This is a genomic window from Solimonas flava DSM 18980 (assembly GCF_000426685.1).
Lineage (GTDB): Bacteria > Pseudomonadota > Gammaproteobacteria > Nevskiales > Nevskiaceae > Solimonas > Solimonas flava.
The window spans coordinates 324,422-340,191 of sequence record NZ_KE384553.1 but is presented as its reverse complement, the minus strand read 5'-3'; the positions used below and the strand labels follow the sequence as shown (position 1 = coordinate 340,191).

Annotated in this window: 11 protein-coding genes; 6 read left to right on the top strand and 5 right to left on the bottom strand. The window is 70.9% G+C overall.

The genetic code is table 11. The features are described from left to right. Positions 1 to 12 precede the first annotated feature (12 nt). From K343_RS0119725 to K343_RS0119700, 6 genes are all read left to right on the top strand, one after another. A complete protein-coding gene (locus K343_RS0119725; protein ID WP_028009525.1) occupies positions 13 to 1,632 on the top strand; it encodes an alkaline phosphatase family protein in 1,620 nt (539 codons plus the stop codon). Between the two features lie 133 nt (positions 1,633 to 1,765). Next, a complete protein-coding gene (locus K343_RS25235; RefSeq protein WP_028009524.1) occupies positions 1,766 to 2,632 on the top strand; it encodes an LbetaH domain-containing protein in 867 nt (288 codons plus the stop codon). After that, positions 2,562 to 2,843, top strand: a complete 282-nt coding sequence (locus K343_RS0119715) for an acyl carrier protein (protein ID WP_028009523.1) — start codon at positions 2,562 to 2,564, stop codon at positions 2,841 to 2,843. The genes K343_RS25235 and K343_RS0119715 overlap by 71 nt, the downstream gene beginning before the upstream one ends. Positions 2,844 to 2,853: 10 nt before the next feature. Beyond that, positions 2,854 to 3,726, top strand: a complete 873-nt coding sequence (locus tag K343_RS23740) for an alpha/beta fold hydrolase (protein ID WP_028009522.1) — start codon at positions 2,854 to 2,856, stop codon at positions 3,724 to 3,726. Positions 3,727 to 3,817: 91 nt separating this feature from the next. Then, positions 3,818 to 4,903 (top strand): glycosyltransferase, encoded by a 1,086-nt coding sequence (locus K343_RS0119705; RefSeq protein WP_028009521.1) that lies wholly within the window; start codon positions 3,818 to 3,820, stop codon positions 4,901 to 4,903. Beyond that, positions 4,900 to 7,173 (top strand): CaiB/BaiF CoA-transferase family protein, encoded by a 2,274-nt coding sequence (locus K343_RS0119700; protein WP_084616015.1) that lies wholly within the window; start codon positions 4,900 to 4,902, stop codon positions 7,171 to 7,173. The genes K343_RS0119705 and K343_RS0119700 overlap by 4 nt, the downstream gene beginning before the upstream one ends. Before the next feature lie 95 nt (positions 7,174 to 7,268). On the opposite strand, the gene K343_RS0119695 is transcribed toward K343_RS0119700, so the two are convergent. The 5 genes from K343_RS0119695 to K343_RS0119675 all read right to left on the bottom strand — a co-directional run bounded on the left by K343_RS0119695 (position 7,269) and on the right by K343_RS0119675 (position 15,610). Next, positions 7,269 to 9,215 carry an alkaline phosphatase D family protein gene (locus K343_RS0119695; protein ID WP_028009519.1) on the bottom strand — a complete coding sequence of 649 codons (1,947 nt, stop codon included), beginning with the start codon at positions 9,213 to 9,215 and terminating at the stop codon, positions 7,269 to 7,271. Positions 9,216 to 9,442: 227 nt separating this feature from the next. Continuing rightward, on the bottom strand, positions 9,443 to 10,366 hold the full coding sequence (locus tag K343_RS0119690) for a sulfotransferase (RefSeq protein ID WP_028009518.1): 924 nt from the start codon (positions 10,364 to 10,366) through the stop codon (positions 9,443 to 9,445). Next, positions 10,363 to 11,841 carry a hypothetical protein gene (locus tag K343_RS0119685; protein ID WP_028009517.1) on the bottom strand — a complete coding sequence of 493 codons (1,479 nt, stop codon included), beginning with the start codon at positions 11,839 to 11,841 and terminating at the stop codon, positions 10,363 to 10,365. Before K343_RS0119685 ends, K343_RS0119690 begins: the two co-directional genes overlap by 4 nt. Before the next feature lie 63 nt (positions 11,842 to 11,904). Then, complete coding sequence (locus tag K343_RS0119680; protein WP_028009516.1) at positions 11,905 to 14,241, bottom strand: HlyD family secretion protein; 2,337 nt, start codon at positions 14,239 to 14,241, stop codon at positions 11,905 to 11,907. A gap of 16 nt (positions 14,242 to 14,257) precedes the next feature. Beyond that, entirely contained in the window at positions 14,258 to 15,610 is a 1,353-nt protein-coding gene (locus K343_RS0119675) for a TolC family outer membrane protein (protein WP_028009515.1), read from the bottom strand. Between the last annotated feature and the right edge of the window lie 160 nt (positions 15,611 to 15,770).

Genomic DNA, 15,770 nt, shown 5'->3' with positions numbered 1-15,770 from the left:
GCAGGAACCGACATGAACGCCGCACTTCCCCGCAAGACCAAGACCCTGTTCATCGGCCTCGACGGCTGCACCTTCACCGTGCTCGACGAGATGACGAAGGATCTGCCCGGCGTCGGCGTGACGATGCCGTTCATGAAGACGATCCTCGACAACGGCGTGCGCGCCAAGCTGCGCTCGACGCCGAACCCGCTGACGCCGCCGGCCTGGACCTCGCTGATGACCGGCAAGGGTCCCGGCGTGCACGGCGTGTTCGACTTCATCCGCGCCGAGGACAAGGGCGGCGAGGTCTACTGGACGCTGTACGACTCGCGCGACGTCGACAGCGAAATGATCTGGTCGATGGTCAGCCGCAAGAAGATGAGCTGCGCGGCGCTGAACTTTCCGCTGACCGCACCGCCGCCGAAGAACATCAACGGCGCCGTGATCCCCGGCTTCACGTCGGCCAAGCACCTGCGCCGCAACACGCATCCGCGCGAGCTGTTCGAGCGCCTCAAGAACGACGTCGCCGGCTTCGATCCGAAGGAGCTGGCCTGGGACTTCGAGAACGAGCAGCAGGCGATGGACTCGCTGTCGCCGGAGGAGACGCACAAGTGGGTGCGCTACCACCTGCCGCGCGAGGAGCAGTGGTTCCGCATCGCCGAGTACGTGCTGCGCGAGGACGCGCCGGACCTGATGGCGGTGATGTTCGACGGCACCGACAAGATCCAGCACCAGGCCTGGCCGTGGCTGGACCCCGAGCTGCTGAAGGCCGAGCCGAGCGCGCACGACCAGCAGATGCGCGAGGTCGTGCTGGAGTACTTCCGCAACCTCGACCGCTACATCGAAACGCTGGTGACGCTGGCCGGCCCGGACGCGCAGGTCTTCTTCGCCTCCGACCACGGCTTCACGGCCTCGACCGAAGTGCTGCGCATCAACGCCTACCTCGAAGAGCTGGGCTATCTGAAGTGGGCGCAGTCCGACGGCTCGGAGATGGCGCTGCGCCGCGAGGCCGCCAACTTCGCGAATCTCGACTGGAGCGGCACCACGGCCTACTGCCGCACACCTTCGTCGAACGGCATCCACATCCGCGTCGCCGAGAAGCCGGGCGACCACGGCGTGCCGCCCGAGCAGTACGAGGCCTTCCGCGAGAAGCTGATCGCCGACCTCAAGAAGCTGCGCAACGAATTCGGCGAGCCGGTCGTTGTCGACGTGCTCAAGCGCGACGAATGGTTCCCGGGCCCGCACATGGAGCGCGCCTGCGATCTGACGCTGGTACTGCGCGACAGCGGCTTCGTGTCGATCCGCAACCTGAAACCGGTCGTCGTGCAGCGCCCGCACGCCGCCGGCACGCACCACCCGGACGGCATCTTCGTCGCCTACGGCAAGGGCATCGCCAAGGCCGGCATGGTCGAGCGCCGCCAGATCGTCGACGTCACTTCGACGCTGCTCTACAGCCTCGGCACCTCGATCCCGTCCGATCTCGAAGGCGAAGTGCCGGCCTCGTTCTTCACGCCCGAATGGTGGGCCGAGCATCCGGTCAAGAAGGGCGCCAAGACGCGCCTGGAGCGCGAGGGCGAGAAGACCGACGACCTCGACGCCGGCGAAAAGCAGAAGATGATCGAGCAGCTGCAAATGCTCGGCTACATGGAATGAGCCGGGCGGCATGACACGGGTCCGTCCGGACCGCGCGCGGAGGAACGCGCGATCCGGACGGTGGACGCGAACCTCAGGGGCGAGCCCGCGGCCACGACCGCGGCGCCGCCGGACGACAGCAGATCGGGGACGCATGAACGGATTGACGGCGGAAGCCATCGCGGAACTCAAGGAACGAGGCCTGATCGCGAGCCCCACGGGGCACCTGATCGGCGGGCTGGTCTACGAACGGCCGGCCTACGTGTACACGCACCGGCTGAAAAGCTGCACGGTCGGCGCGTTCACGTACTTCAATACGGCCGGCGTGACGAGCGCCTATCGCACCCACTTCGGCCGCTTCGTGCAGATCGCCGAGTCGGTGATCGTCGGCGCGCCGGAGCACCCGCTCGACTGGTTCAGCTCGCACCCGTTCGCGTTCACGCGGCCGCAGTACATGCCGAACCTCTACCAGCTGCCGGACTTCGCCCGGCTCGCCCCGGACGACAGCGACGAGCCTTCGTACGTCGACAGCGTGCCGAGCGAGACTTACATCGGCCACGAAGCGTATCTGTGCGCCGGCACCGTCGTGCGCCGCGGCCTCACGGTCGGCGCCGGTGCCGTGGTCGGCGCCGGCAGCGTCGTGACGCGTGACGTGCCGCCGTTCGCGATCGTCGCCGGCAGTCCGGCGCGCGTGATCCGCATGCGCTTCGCCGAGCGCACCGTCGAGCGCCTCCTCAAGCTGCAGTGGTGGCGCTACGATCTGGCGCCGTACAAGCGCGACATCGACTTCGCGAAGGTCGAGGCGGCGCTCGATTTCCTCGAAGAACGCGCCGCCGACGGCCGCCTGCCGGAACTGCGCCCCGACACCTATCGCGTCGAGCGCCGCGGCGGCGGCTTTCGCATCGAACAACTTTCCGAACCTCTGTACTTCAAAGACCGACTAGATCCCCATGGCCACCAGCGACGAGATCCTGAGCAAGCTGATCACCACTCTCCAAGACTTCACGCAGGACTGGGATAACGAGTTCGAGGGCGAGTACGGGCGCGACACCAAGCTGCTCGGCGACCTCGGCTTCGAGTCGATCGACATCATCCAGTTCATCGTCGCGATCGAGGAAGACCTCGGCCTGTTCAAGACGCCGTTCGACAAGCTGCTGATGAAGGACGGTCGCTACGTCGACGACCTCGCGCTCGGCCAGCTCGCCGACTTCCTCGTCGCCTACGTCAAATAGGCGCGAACCGATGCCCAGCGCGACGATCAACGGCGCCGAGATCGCCTGGCAGCAGATGGGCGAAGGCCCCGACCTCGTGCTCGTGCACGGGCTCGCGACCAATCGCGCGTTCTGGTACGGCGGCGTCGCCAGCGGCCTGCGCGACCGTTTCCGCGTCACCCTGTTCGACCTGCCGGGCCACGGCTACAGCGCGATGCCGCCGCAGGGCTATTCGGCGACGGCGCTCGGCCACGGCATCGTCGAGCTGATGGATCAGGCCGGCATCGAGCGCGCGGCGCTGGTCGGCCACAGCTTCGGCGGCGCCTGCGCGCTGGAAGCCGCAGTCGCGGCACCGCGGCGCTTCAGCCATCTCGGCCTGCTCGACACGCGCGTCAACCGCCTGCAGCCGGAAATGCGCCTGCACGACGTCACCGAGCTGTCGGCGTTCGAACGCGAAGTCGCGGCACGCAGCAGCGCCGCCTTCGGCTACGACTGGGAAAGCGAAACCCAGGTCGGTCTGCGCTTCCTCGAAGCGGCGGCGCGCCTGCGCGCGGCCGGCACCGTCAACGACGCGCGCGACGAGTTCACGCCGTTCGGCGAGGGCCGCGGCGCACTGCGTGCCGCGCAGCAATGGCTGCGCCTGCTCGACGGCACCGCGGCGCCGGCCGAGTTCAACCAGCCGGGCGCGAGCCGCGAGGCGATCGCGGCGCTGCCGATGCCGGTGCTGCTGATGTACGCGCAGCACTCGCGCTGCGAGATCTCCGGCCGCCAGCTCGCCCAGCTGCTGCCGCAGGCGCGCTACCTCAGCGTCGCCAACGCCGGCCATTTCTTCCCGGTCAGCCAGGCGCGCCGCGTGATCGACGAGCTGATGGCCTTCCTCGAACCGCAGCGCGCGGTGGCCTGAGCCTGCGCCCGGACACCCGCATGCCGTCATCGACCGCCGCCGTCCGGCCCCGCCGGAAGCCGCCGACCGCCCGCGCGCCGGAGCGCCGCCGATGACGGATGTCGCCGAGCGCCCCCGCGTGCACGTGTTCTTTCCGTACGCCACCGAAGTCGGCGGCTCGGAAATGCGCGCGCTCGAAATCACGCGGCAGCTGCGCGAGCTGTGCGGCGCCGACGCGCAGCTGTGGGCGACCTCGTCGCGCTCGCGCGCCGCGTTCCGCCGCCGGCACGGCATCCGCCTGTTCCTGCCTTGGCACCTCGGCCTCGACGGCAGCTTCGTCTTCGTCGGCACGTTCTGGAAGCCGAGCCGCCTGCTGCGCCTGACACGGCCGCGGCAGCTGACGGTGGTCGTCAACACCATGGAGCCGCAGCGCTTCGCGAACTTCCTGCCGCTGTACCGGCGCATCTGTCCGGCGGTGCGCTTCGTCTACACCTGCGAGCTGCAACGGCGCACGCACGGCGTCGACGGCGACATCCATCTGTCGCCGATCGACCTGCAGCGCTTCGCGCCCGAACCGGCGCGCCCGGCGGCGGTCGCCGGACGCCTGCGCGTCGGGCGCTGCAGCCGCGACGCGCTCGACAAGCATCACGCCCTCTACGATCCCGAGCTTTACGCGCTGCTGTCGCGCGAGAGCATCGAGTTCGACCTGCTCGGCGCGCGCAGCCTGGCGCCGCTGGTCGCGCCGCACCCGGCGATCCGCCTGCGCCCGGAAGGCGAGGTCGAGGTCGCCGGCTTCCTGCGCGGGCTCGACGTGTTCTTCTACCGCACCGGCACGTTCTACGACCCGGCCGCGCGCGTGGTCTGGGAAGCGATGGCCTGCGGCCTGCCGGTCGTCTGCCACCGCTTCGCCGGTCACGCCGACCACATCGTGCACGGGCAGACCGGTTTCGTGTTCGACGAACAGCGCGAGGCGATCGAGATTCTGCGCCGCCTGCGCGACGACCCCGCGCTGCGCGAGCGCATCGGCCGCAACGCGCGGCAGGCGATCGAGGCGCGCTTCGCGCCCGCGCGGCTGCGCGACATGCTGGCGACGTATTACGCGGCGCCGGCCGCGCCCGGACCGGGCGCGGCATCGCCGCCGGCGCGCGACGCGCGACCGCAGCAGGAAAAAGAAAAGACAAGGAGCGTACGACCATGAAGTCACTCGGCGGGATTCGCGTGTTGCGCATCGGCGACGGCCTCGGCGCGGCCTACTGCACCAAGCTGCTCGCCGGCTTCGGCGCCGAAGTGCACAGCGTGGTGCCGGCCGATGCGGCGACGCCCGACTACAGCGGCGAAGAAATGGCCTGGTACGAGGTCGAGCGCGGGCGCCTGCCGTTCGACTGGTCGGCGGCCGACGCCGCCCAGGCCTGGGCGCGCCTGCTGCAGCAGACCGACGTGCTGATCGACGCGCGCGCGGCTGCCGACGCCGGCCCCTGCCCGGCCGAGCCGGAGACGCTGACCGCGAGCCATCCGCGCCTGATCGTCTGCCGCATCACGCCGTTCGGCCTCGACGGGCCGTACCGCGACCACGCCGCCGAGGACATCACGCTGTACGCGATGAGCGGCCTGATGACGAGCACCGGCGACGGCACGCGCGAGCCGCTCAACGCGCAGCCGAAGATCGCCCAGGTCACGGCCGGCCTCTACGCCTACATCGCCAGCGTCATGGCCCTGCTGCGCCGCGAGCGCGACGGCCTCGGCGACTTCATCGACCTGTCGATCCGCGAAGCGGCGATGGAGAACTACGAGAACGCGATCGCCGAGCACCTGCACGCCGGCAACATCCCGCGCCGCAACGGCGACGAGCACAACATGGTGCCGTGGCGCACCTACCGCTGCGCCGACGGCGAGGCGGCGATCATCGGCGGGCCGATCCGCAACTGGAGCAAGGCCGCGGCGCTGTTCGGCAACGCCGAGATCGAGCGCTATGCGCGCATGGACCAGCGCATCAAGGAGCGCAAGCAGTTCGAGGCGCTGCTGCGGCCCTGGCTCGAAGCGCACGACAAGCGCGAGATCTTCCTCGCCGGCCAGCGCTGCGGCCTGGCCTGGTCGTATCTGGCGACGATGCTCGACGCCCTGCAGGACCCGCAGAACGTGGCGCGGCAGTTCTTCGTCGACGCGACGCTGCCGGACGGCCGCGCCTGCCGCGTGCCCGGCGCGCCGTTCCGCGGCACCGCCACGCGCTGGAACGATGACGACGACGCGCCTCCGCGCAGCGCGGCCGCAGCGGCCGCCAACGGCGAGCGGGTCGACACGCCGCTCGCCGGCCTGCGCGTGCTCGACTTCACGCACGACTGGGCCGGCCCGCACGCGGCGCGGGTGCTCGCCGACTACGGCGCCGAAGTCATCAAGGTCGAATACCCGAAGCGCCTCGACGGCATGCGCGGCGGCTATCCGGCGAAGGTCAATGACTTCGCGCGCTTCTGGCAGCTGCACCGCAACAAGCGCTCGCTGACGCTCGATCTGGAGCGCCCGGACCATCTGGCGTTCTGCAAGCGCCTGGCCGCCGACAGCGATCTGGTCCTCGAGAACTCGCGGCCGGGCGTGATGGACAAGCTCGGCCTCGGCTACGAGGCGCTGCGCGCGATCAACCCGCGGATCGTCATGGTCTCGATGTCGGCCTTCGGCGCCGACGGCCCGTACGCGCGCTTCGCCGGCTACGGCGGCACCATCGAGGCGATCAGCGGCCTGCAGGCGCTGACCGGCTACGACGCGTCCGGTCCGGCGTTCCGCGTGCGCGAGATGGACGTGCTCAACGGCATCTTCGGCAGCTGCGCGGCGCTGACCGCGCTGCTGCACCGCGCGCGCGGCGGCAGCGGCCAGTGGATCGACCTGTCGGAAACCGAAACCTGCTGCTGGACGGTCGGCGAGTTCTTCGCGCAGGCCTCGGCCAGCGGCCGCGAGCCGCCGGTGCTCGGCAACCGCCACGCGCGCCACGCGCCGCAGGGCTGCTATGCGGCCGCCGGCAGCGACCGCTGGCTGACGCTGAGCGTCGCCGACGACGCGCAGTGGCGGCGCCTCGCGCTCATCGTCGGCGGCCCGGCGCTCGCCGAAGACCCGCGCTACGCCAGCGTCGAACAGCGCCGCGCCGCGCACGACGAACTCGACGCCCGCATCGCCGCGTGGACGCGCGAGCACGAGGCCGACGAAGCGATGCGGGGCCTGCAGGCGGCCGGCATCGCCGCCGGCCTGGTCTGCAACGCGCGCGACCTCGCCGTCGATCCGCAGCTCGCGGCGCGGCAGTGGTTCCAGAGCGTCGACGGCATCCGCCTGCCCGGCTTTCCGTTCCGCATGCGCCGCGGCGGCGGCGTGCTGCGCTGGCGCGGCCCGGACCTCGGCCGCGACAACGCGCACTTCGCTGCCTACGGCGATCTCGCGCTCGGCGACACGCTGGCGCCGGACCGCCTCGGAACCGCCTTCCAGTAGAAGCTGCGGCAGCGGCGCCGCGCAACGCGCGGCATCAGGCCGCGCGCGTCGCGGCGGCGCGCTTCGCAGAGCGATCGGGCTTCGCACGCGCGCCTTCAGCGCGGCGCCAGGGTTTGCGTCAGCGGCGCCGGCTCGGCGACGCGCGTGCCGCTCGTCGGCGCGACCGCGAGCCCGTGCGCAGCGACGTCGTCGATCTGGTCCTGGAAGCGCGCGACCAGGCCGCTGCTGTCGGTCTGCGCCCAGGCGATCATCTGCCGGCCAAGCACGTCGGGCGAGCCCGGCGTCAGCTTGTCCTGCCACCAGTATTCGAACACGGCGCGGTCCGCCGTCAGGTGCACGATGCCGTAGCCGTGGTCGACCCATTCGATGAACTGGATGTTCTTGTTCAGCGAGATCAGCGCCAGTTCGAGCAGGCGCGTGCCGGCGACCGTCGCCGCCGAGCCGGGTTCGAGTTGGAGGGCGTTGGCGAGCAGTTCGTCGCCGCCGCCGCGGCCCATCGACGTCGGCGCGAACTCGACGCCGACCGAGGCGTCGCGCAGGTTCAGCGGCCCGAGGTTGCCGGTGGTCGCGCGGCCGAAGCCGGCGAGCACGTTCGCCGCCGTCGAACCCGAGCGCGGGTTCGGCACCGGCAGGCCGGAAATGTAGGCGCTGAGCAGGGCGGTGCTCTCGATCAGGTCCGAAGCGAGATTGCCGTGCGCGTCGCCGGACACGACGATGTTATTGCGCACGCGCGAGCCGGCGCCATTGTCGCCGCGCAGGTTCTGCAGCAACGCGGCGCGTTCCTCCGGATAGTCGGTCCAGCGGCTGATGCCGATCTTCGGCAGCGGCGGCAGGCCCTCGACCAGATCCGGCACGTCGGCCGGCGCCAGCCAGGTCTGGTTGTTGACCAGACGCCAGGTGACGCCGCCCTCCGCCGAGGCGCGCATCGACTGCGTCAGCCACTCGAACTGCGTGCGCCCCATCAGGCTGTTACCGGACGGCAGGTGCGAGGCGTCCATCGTCAGGCCGTGGCCGGGCAGGCCGATCTGCGTATCGACGCCGAACACGTCGAGCAGCGGCCCGTACGGCAGGCGCCGCCAGACGAGCTGGCTGTCCTCGGGCGCCGGATACGAGCCGTCGTCGACGAGGATGAATTCGCCGGAGCCGCCGGCTTTGACCGGCCGCGACGGCGTCCACTCCCAGAACACCTGCGTGGTCTGCGCCAGCGTGGTCGTGCTCTGCTGGCCGTCGAACGGCGTCGCCAGCTCGTTGCCGTAGTCCTCGTCGAGATCGTGGTTGTCCCAGACGATGAACCACGGATGCTGCTGGTGCGCGCGCAGATTGTTGGGGTCCGAGCGCCACAGCGCGTAGCGGCGGCGCAGTTCGTCGATGTTCAGCCAGTCGCGGTAGTCCGGCAGCGCCGTATCCTTGGCGTCCTTGCGCGCGCGCACTTCCTCGTCCTGATCGACGAAGTCGTAGATGTAGTCGCCGCAGTGGATCACCAGATCGAGGTCGTTGCGGTCGGCGAGATGGCCGAGGCCGCTCCACCAGCTCGACCAGTAGCTGGAGCACGACAGCACGGCGATGCGCAGCGAATCGACCGCGGTATCCGGCGCGGTGCGCGTGCGGCCGGTGATCGAGGTCCGGCCGAAGGCGTGAAAGCGATAGTAGTAGCTGCTCGCCGGCGCCAGCTGCGTGACGTCGACCTTCACCGTCCAGTCGCGCGCCGCGTTCGTGCGCTGCGTGCCGGAACGCAGCACGCGCGCGAAGTCCGGCGTCTCCGACACCTCCCAGCGCACCGCGATCTCGTCGGCCGACGGCGTGGTCTCGGTGATGCGCGTCCAGATGATGACGCGGTCGCGCAGCGGATCGCCGCTGGCGACGCCGTGCGCGAACGGCAGCGGCAGCGCCAGCGGATAGTCAAACCCGGCGCTTTCGTCGAGGTTGCCGGACGCCGGCGCGGCGTCGCTGCCGCCGCAGGCCTGCAGTCCGCCGATCAGCGGCGCGGCACCGAGCGCCGCGGCGCCCTTGAGGAAATGACGACGGTCGAGCGGCGGGGCCATGCGAGGAATCCGAGAGCGGGTGGGCGCGGCCCGGAGCGCACGCCGCAACACGCCGCCCGCCCCCGTAGGCCGCCTGCGCCGCAGTGTACGGGCGCCAGCCGACAGGCTCGTGACGGCGCGCCGGACCCAGCGATTTTTACTACCGGAGCCCGGACCGGCGGCGGCTTCTCACGGCCGGATTCTTCTACGCCGGATTCTTCGAGCCGGATTTTTCGAGCCGGATTCTTCTAGGCCGGATTCTGCGAAGACGGATTTTCTTCTGGCCCGTAGCCGCAGGCGCGCGCACTCGCGACGACCTCGGCGGCGAACGCGACGCCGTCGCCGCGCCACGGCAGCGGCCCGTCGAGGCGGGCCGAGGCATCGTCCGGCACCAGATCCTCGAGCAGCTCGGCGTCGAGACCGTAGGGCGCGGCCGGCGGGCCGTAGCCGTGGAAGGTCCAGGCCTGCGGCTGCAGGGCGGAAACCGTCAGCGCATCGGCGGCGACGCCGGCGTGGCGGGCGATCGCTGCCAGCGTCGCCAGACGCTCGCCGCGAAAATCCTCGTCGCGTACGCGCAGCAGGCGCTCGCCGTAGACGGGCGCCAGCACGCGCTCGACATTGCCGTTGACACGCAGCCAGGCGAGCTGCGGGTCGATCGGCGCCAGATCGCGGCTGTGGTCGCGGTAATCGGCGGCGACGAACAGTCGGTCGGCGAGCCAGGCGGCGAACAGCGCGCCGTGGCTCCACGGATGACGCACGAGCTGGATCGCGGCGGCCTGCGGGAAGGCACGGCACAGGCGATCGAGGTCGAGCGGCCGCAGCGCCGACAGGGTCTCGGTGACGACCAGACGGCGCGGCGCGACGCGCGCCGCCAGATGCTCCAGCACGCACGGCGTCGGCCAGTCGGCGCGCGCCGCCAGCCACTGGCGCGCGCGTTCGACGGACTCGTCGCCCTCGCCGCCGAATTCCAGTTCGGCGAGCGCGCGCAGCAGGCCGTCGGCGTCGCTGCCCTGGCTCAGCTCGAAGATCTCCAGCAGCTCGGCGACCGTGCCGGCGACGAACAGATTGGTTTCCGGCACGGCGTACAGCTGCGGATGCGCACCGAGCGCGGCCGCCAGCCGCGAGGCGCCGCAGAACGGCGCGGCGACGACGAACAGCGGCGCCGCGCTCATGCCGGCGTCTCCGCCGCCGCGGGCTGGCCGAGCCAGACCTCGCAGCCGCCGCGCGGGTTGTGCACGTACTGCCAGCGGTGGCCGTCGATGCGCTGCGCGACCGTCGGCCCGAACGGATTGGCGGTGCCGACGAACAGGCCGTGCGGCGTCGACACGAGATTGCGGATGCCCCAGTTGTACTTGTTGCCGAAGCCGTTGCGCGTGACCGGCTCCCAGAGGATGCCGTCGCGGGTGCGCCACAGCTCGCAGCCGCCGAAGCGGCGGATCAGGTTCTCCTCGCCCCAGCGGTACATCATCGCCACCACGTCCTCGGGCCAGACGTAGGTCGGCAGGTACGGCAGCATGTTGGCCCAGTTGAAGGTGCCGACGTACAGATGGCCGGCGTGCGCGGCCATGCGCCACATGTAGCCGTTGAACAGCGAATCGAAGCCCGGCGCGTAACCCGACAGCGGATAGCGGGCGCCGTCCGGCGTCAGCCGCGATTCGCCGACGATCAGCTCCCAGCTGTCGTCCGGCCAGATGCGGATGACCTCGGCCGCGCCCGGGCCGACGTTGGCGGCGCGGTGGTAGCCGCCGTTGGCGATGCCGGTGCCCAGGTACAGCGCGCCGTTGAACTCGCAGAAGCTGCCGCCGACTTCGTTGAGCTTGCCGCGCCAGGCGCCGCGCGTCAGCACGCGCGTCCAGCGGTACGGCAGATCGCCGCCGCGGGTCTTCCACACTTCGAGGCCGGTGACCGGATTGACGGTGCCGGCGTAGAGGTGGCCGTCGAACAGCGCCATCTCGAACACGGTGACGTTGGCGCGAAAGCCGAAGCCCTCGGCGCTCGCCGCCTGCCAGCGGCCGCCGATCAGATCGTCGCAGGCGTAGATCGTCGAGTCCGAGCCGACCGAGTCCTGCGTGCGGCGCGCGACCGCGGTCGAGCTGGTCGGCGAGGTGTGCACGCGGCCGTTGAAGACCTGCAGCGTGCGGAACGAGCGCACCACGGTGTCCCACGGCGGGCGCGGCACCGAGCCGAACTCGCGGCCGTCCTCGCTGCGCAGGATGTCCGGCGGCTCGGCCTGCAGCGGCGCCCAGGTCGAGACGTAGAGGCACGGCGCGCTGTCCTGCGGCCCCTGGAACACGGTGATGCCGCGAAAGCCGATGTAGCGCGGCACCAGACGCTTGAGCTCGCGGCCCGGCACCAGCGGCGCCTGATAGACGCGCAGCCAGGTATCGGTCTCCGGGGTGTATTCCCAGATCTCGGCCTGGCGCGGCACATCGTAGACGTCCTCCGGGCACTCGACCGGCCACGGCCGCATCTCCGGCCGCGGGATCACCCACTTGTTCATCGCCATCGTCGCCCGCGTCGTACCGACGTACAGGCGACCGCGGAACCACGCCATGCTGTGCGCGTAGTGGTTCCAGCCGTCGCCGAAGCCGTTCTCGCAGGTCAGGCGGAAATCGGCTTCGCGCAAGGGCCACGCCGCGTCAGTCATGGCGCAGACTCTCCCGCCCGCACGCGGGCATCAGGCACAGGCGGCACGGCGCGAGCGTCATGCTCAGGGCAGCCAGGACCAGACCTCGACGAACACGAAGCGGACCAGCGCACGCGTGAAGACCACGCCGGCCAGGCTCCAGCCGCCGTCGACCTTGGCGCTGCCGGTCATGCCGGACTTCAGCAGATCCTGCGGATCATCGACTTCCATCTCGACGCGCACGACCTTGCCGTACGGGCTGTCCTCGGCGGCCGGCGCGATCGCCGAGACGGTGCCGGCGAAGCTGTGCCACGGATACGCCCAGGACTTGGCCCAGGCGGTATTGCCGACCTTGGCGGCGCCGATCGACGACTCCGGCATCTTGATCTCGGCGCGCTTGGCGCCGGCATCCTCGATGATGGCGACGCGCTCGCCGACGTTCAGGTAGTTGCCGTGCGCGAACTGCAACGTACCGGACACGATGCGACCGACGATCGGCGCCTTCACCTCGGTGTAGCCGAGCTGCTGGCGGTTGAACTTGAGCTCGGCCTCGACGCGCTGCAGGTCGGCACGGATCGAGTCGAGGCGATCGGCGGCAGCCGGGCTGGAGACCAGCGCCAGCTGCTGCTCGGCCTCGCGCAGCAGCTGCGCGTCGACTTCGGCCTGGCCGCGGGCGCGGTCGTATTCCTGCGAGGTCACCGCCTTGCGCTGGTAGGCCTGGGCGAGGCGCTGCGCGTTGATGCGCGAGAACTCGGCCTTGGTGCGCGCCGTCGCGACCGCCTGCCGGGCGACCTCGACCTCCTCCGGCTTGCCGCCCTTCTGCGCCAGCGCCAGATCCGACTTCAGCGACGCAAGCTGCGCTTCGCTGGCGGCGAGCTTGGCGGCGTAGACGTCGTCGGAAAGCCGCACGATGACCTGCCCGGCCGCGACCGTGTCGCCTTCCTTGACGAGGACCTCGCGGATGTCGCCGGCGACCAGCGCGCGGACGTCGGCCTGCGCGCGCGGCAGCACGATCATGTCGCCGCTCGGCTCGTACGGATACGGAATCAGACCGATCAGCAGCACGGTCACCGCGATCCAGGTCGTCTTCTCCGAGAACGGCCACCACGAGAACGTCCAGCCGAGGCTGCTGCGTGCCGAGTCCGTCTTGCCCATCTGCTTGACCATGTACACCCCCAAAACCGCTGCCACCAACAGGAAACCCACCCCGCGCAGATGCTCGACCAGCCAGCGCCCGGAGTAATTGAAGATCATCACCGCGACCAGCAGCCAGAACGCGCCGACCAGCCAGGCGTAGAGACGCAGTACCGACGACGGCACCTCGCGCCGCGCGACCTGCCAGGGCCGCCGGCCGAAGCCGAAGAACACCAGCGCCGCCGTTTCGCGCAGGTCGGAAACGCCGAAAGTATTGAGCAGCAGGAAGTAACCGTCGCGGCGCGCGATGGGATTGATGCGGATCACCGTCGACATCACGCAGGCGGCCATCGTCGCGACACAGAACGCCGCCAGCCGCGGCTGCGTCAGATGCGTCAGGAACCACAGCAGCGTCGCCAGCACGAACAGGCCGAGCGTGGCGACCAGCGGGCTGCCGACGATGCGCAGGCGCGTCGCGCGGCCGGCGTGTTCGGCCGGGCCGGCGGTGTCGACGAACAGGGCCGGCAGATACAGCGAGGTGATGCGCAGGCCGACGCGCGGCCGGCTCGGCGTGTAGCGCGCGACCGCCGCCGCGCGCGCCGCCATCGACACCAGATTGACGAGATAGGCCGACAGCACCGCGGCGCCGAGGAACGGCCACAGATGCGCGAGCATGGCGACGTGGCGCGCCGCGTCGAAGCGGCGCTGGTAGAACGCGACCGCCAGCGTCACGACCAGGAACAGCAGCGTGTAGAGCCCGGCGCGCGAAGCCAGCGGCGCAGCGAACGGGCGGCCCAGCGCGACCAGGCCGCCGGGCGACAGCGGCAGATCGATGTGATTGGCGCGACCGCGCCGGCCGACCAGGCCGGCGAGGCCGCCGAGCAGGCCCGGACTGAGGCGCGAGCCCGGCATCGACGACGGCGGCAGCGCCAGCGGCTCGTGCGTGCGCCCGGCCCGACCGACGTGGCCATCGAGCCAGCCCAGCTCGCGCGCTTCGTCGACCGACTGCGCCGGCACCGGCAGCGTCTCGTGCGTGCCGCGCTGCAGGACCTGGGCGCGCGCGAGGCGGTCGGCCAGGCCTTCGAGCCGCGCCGCGCTGGTGTCGATGTCGAGCGCACGCGCCGCGGCCAGGCGCTCGTCCGGTCCGCGCGCGCCGTCGAACAGCTGCGCGAGCCGGTATTCGTCGGCGCTCAGGCGCAGGCGCGGCAGGCCCTCGCCGCCCGACAGCTCGACCTGGACGCCGAGATCTGCGACCGACGCAGCGACGAACCGGCGGTAGCGATGCATCGTGCGGGTCCGGCCTTCAGTGCTGCGTCGGCGCCGGCGCCGTCGCGGGCGACTGCAGCAGGCGGTTGATCTGCGCCAGATCCGCCGTCAGCAGATTGCCGGCCGACTGCTTCAGCTTCAGCGAATTGACGAGGAACATGTAGCGGGCGTTGGCGTAATTGGCCTCGGCCTGGTAGCGGCGGTCGATCGCGTCGAGCACGTCGGCATTGGTCAGCGTGCCGGCGTCGTAGCCGGCGCGCGCCGAGGCCTCGGCCTCGATCGCCGCTTCCACCGCACGACGCAGCGCCAGCACGCGCTGCAGGCCGGCCGAGCTGTTGAGATAGGCGATGCGGGTGTCGCGCACGGCCTTGGCGACGGCGTTGCGCTCCTCGGCCTCGGCCTTCTTCTGCAGCTCCTCGGCGCCGCGAATCGCCGCCGTCAGCTGGCCGCCGGTGAACAGCGGCATGCCGAACTTGATGCCGATCTGGGCGTCGTCCTGATTGCGGTCACCGGTGATGCCGCCGCCGTTGTCGAGCGAATAGGCGGTGCCGACGATGTCGACCTTCGGATAGCGGCCGACCTGGGCGACGCGGCGCTCGATCTTGGCGATCTCCAGCGCCGCGCGGCTGGCGAGCACCTGCGGGTTCTCGCTCTGCGCGCGCTGCACCCAGACCGACTCGTCGAGCGGCTGCGGCGGCGCCAGCGGCGTGTTCGGCGGCAGCACCTTGAGCTCGCCGTAGCTCTTGCCGGTCAGCGCCTCGAGCGACATGCGCGACGCGGCCAGCGTGTTCTCGGCGGCCGTCTGGTCGGCGATCGCCAGTTCGTGCGCGGCCTGCGCCTCCTTGACGTTGGCCTGCGTCGCCAGGCCGGCCTCGGCGCGCGAGCTGATGTAGTCGAGCTGCTCGGCCAGGGTCTTGGTCTCGGCCTTGGCGAAGACCAGCGCGTCGCGCGCCGCCAGCACCGCGAAATAGGCCGACGCGACCTCGATCAGCAGGCCGTCCTGCGCGGCGTCGAGCCCGAAGCTCGCCTGCTTCTGCTGCATCTCGGCCTTCGACAGACCGAGAAACAGGTCGGGCCGGTACAGCGCCTGCGTCAGCTGCGCACCGTAGACGGTGCGGGTGTAGGTGTCGTTCACCGACACGTGGTAGATGTCGTAATAGGTGACGTCGGTGTCGTCGTGCGTCCACGCGAACTGCGCGCCGGCTTCGAGCTGCGGCAGCAGCTTGCCGCGCGCCAGCGGCAGCAGCTGCCGGGCCGCGAAGAACTGCGCGCGCGCCGCCTCGTAGGCGGGATTGAGCTGCAAGGCGTCGCCGCAGATCGACAGCAGATCGGCGGGCCCGGACGGCGGTGGCGATGCGACGTCCTGGGCCGCCGCCTGCGCAGCCGCCACGACGCACAACAGTGCCCATGCCCGGCCGCATGACCGGTACAGTCTCGTGCGAAACAGCATCCCCAGATTCCTCGTTAGCAGCCGCCCGACCCGGCAGCCCGTCGCTTCTACGTGGGCGCGCCGTGCCCGCGGGCGTGCCGTTGGCATTATGGCCGCAGAC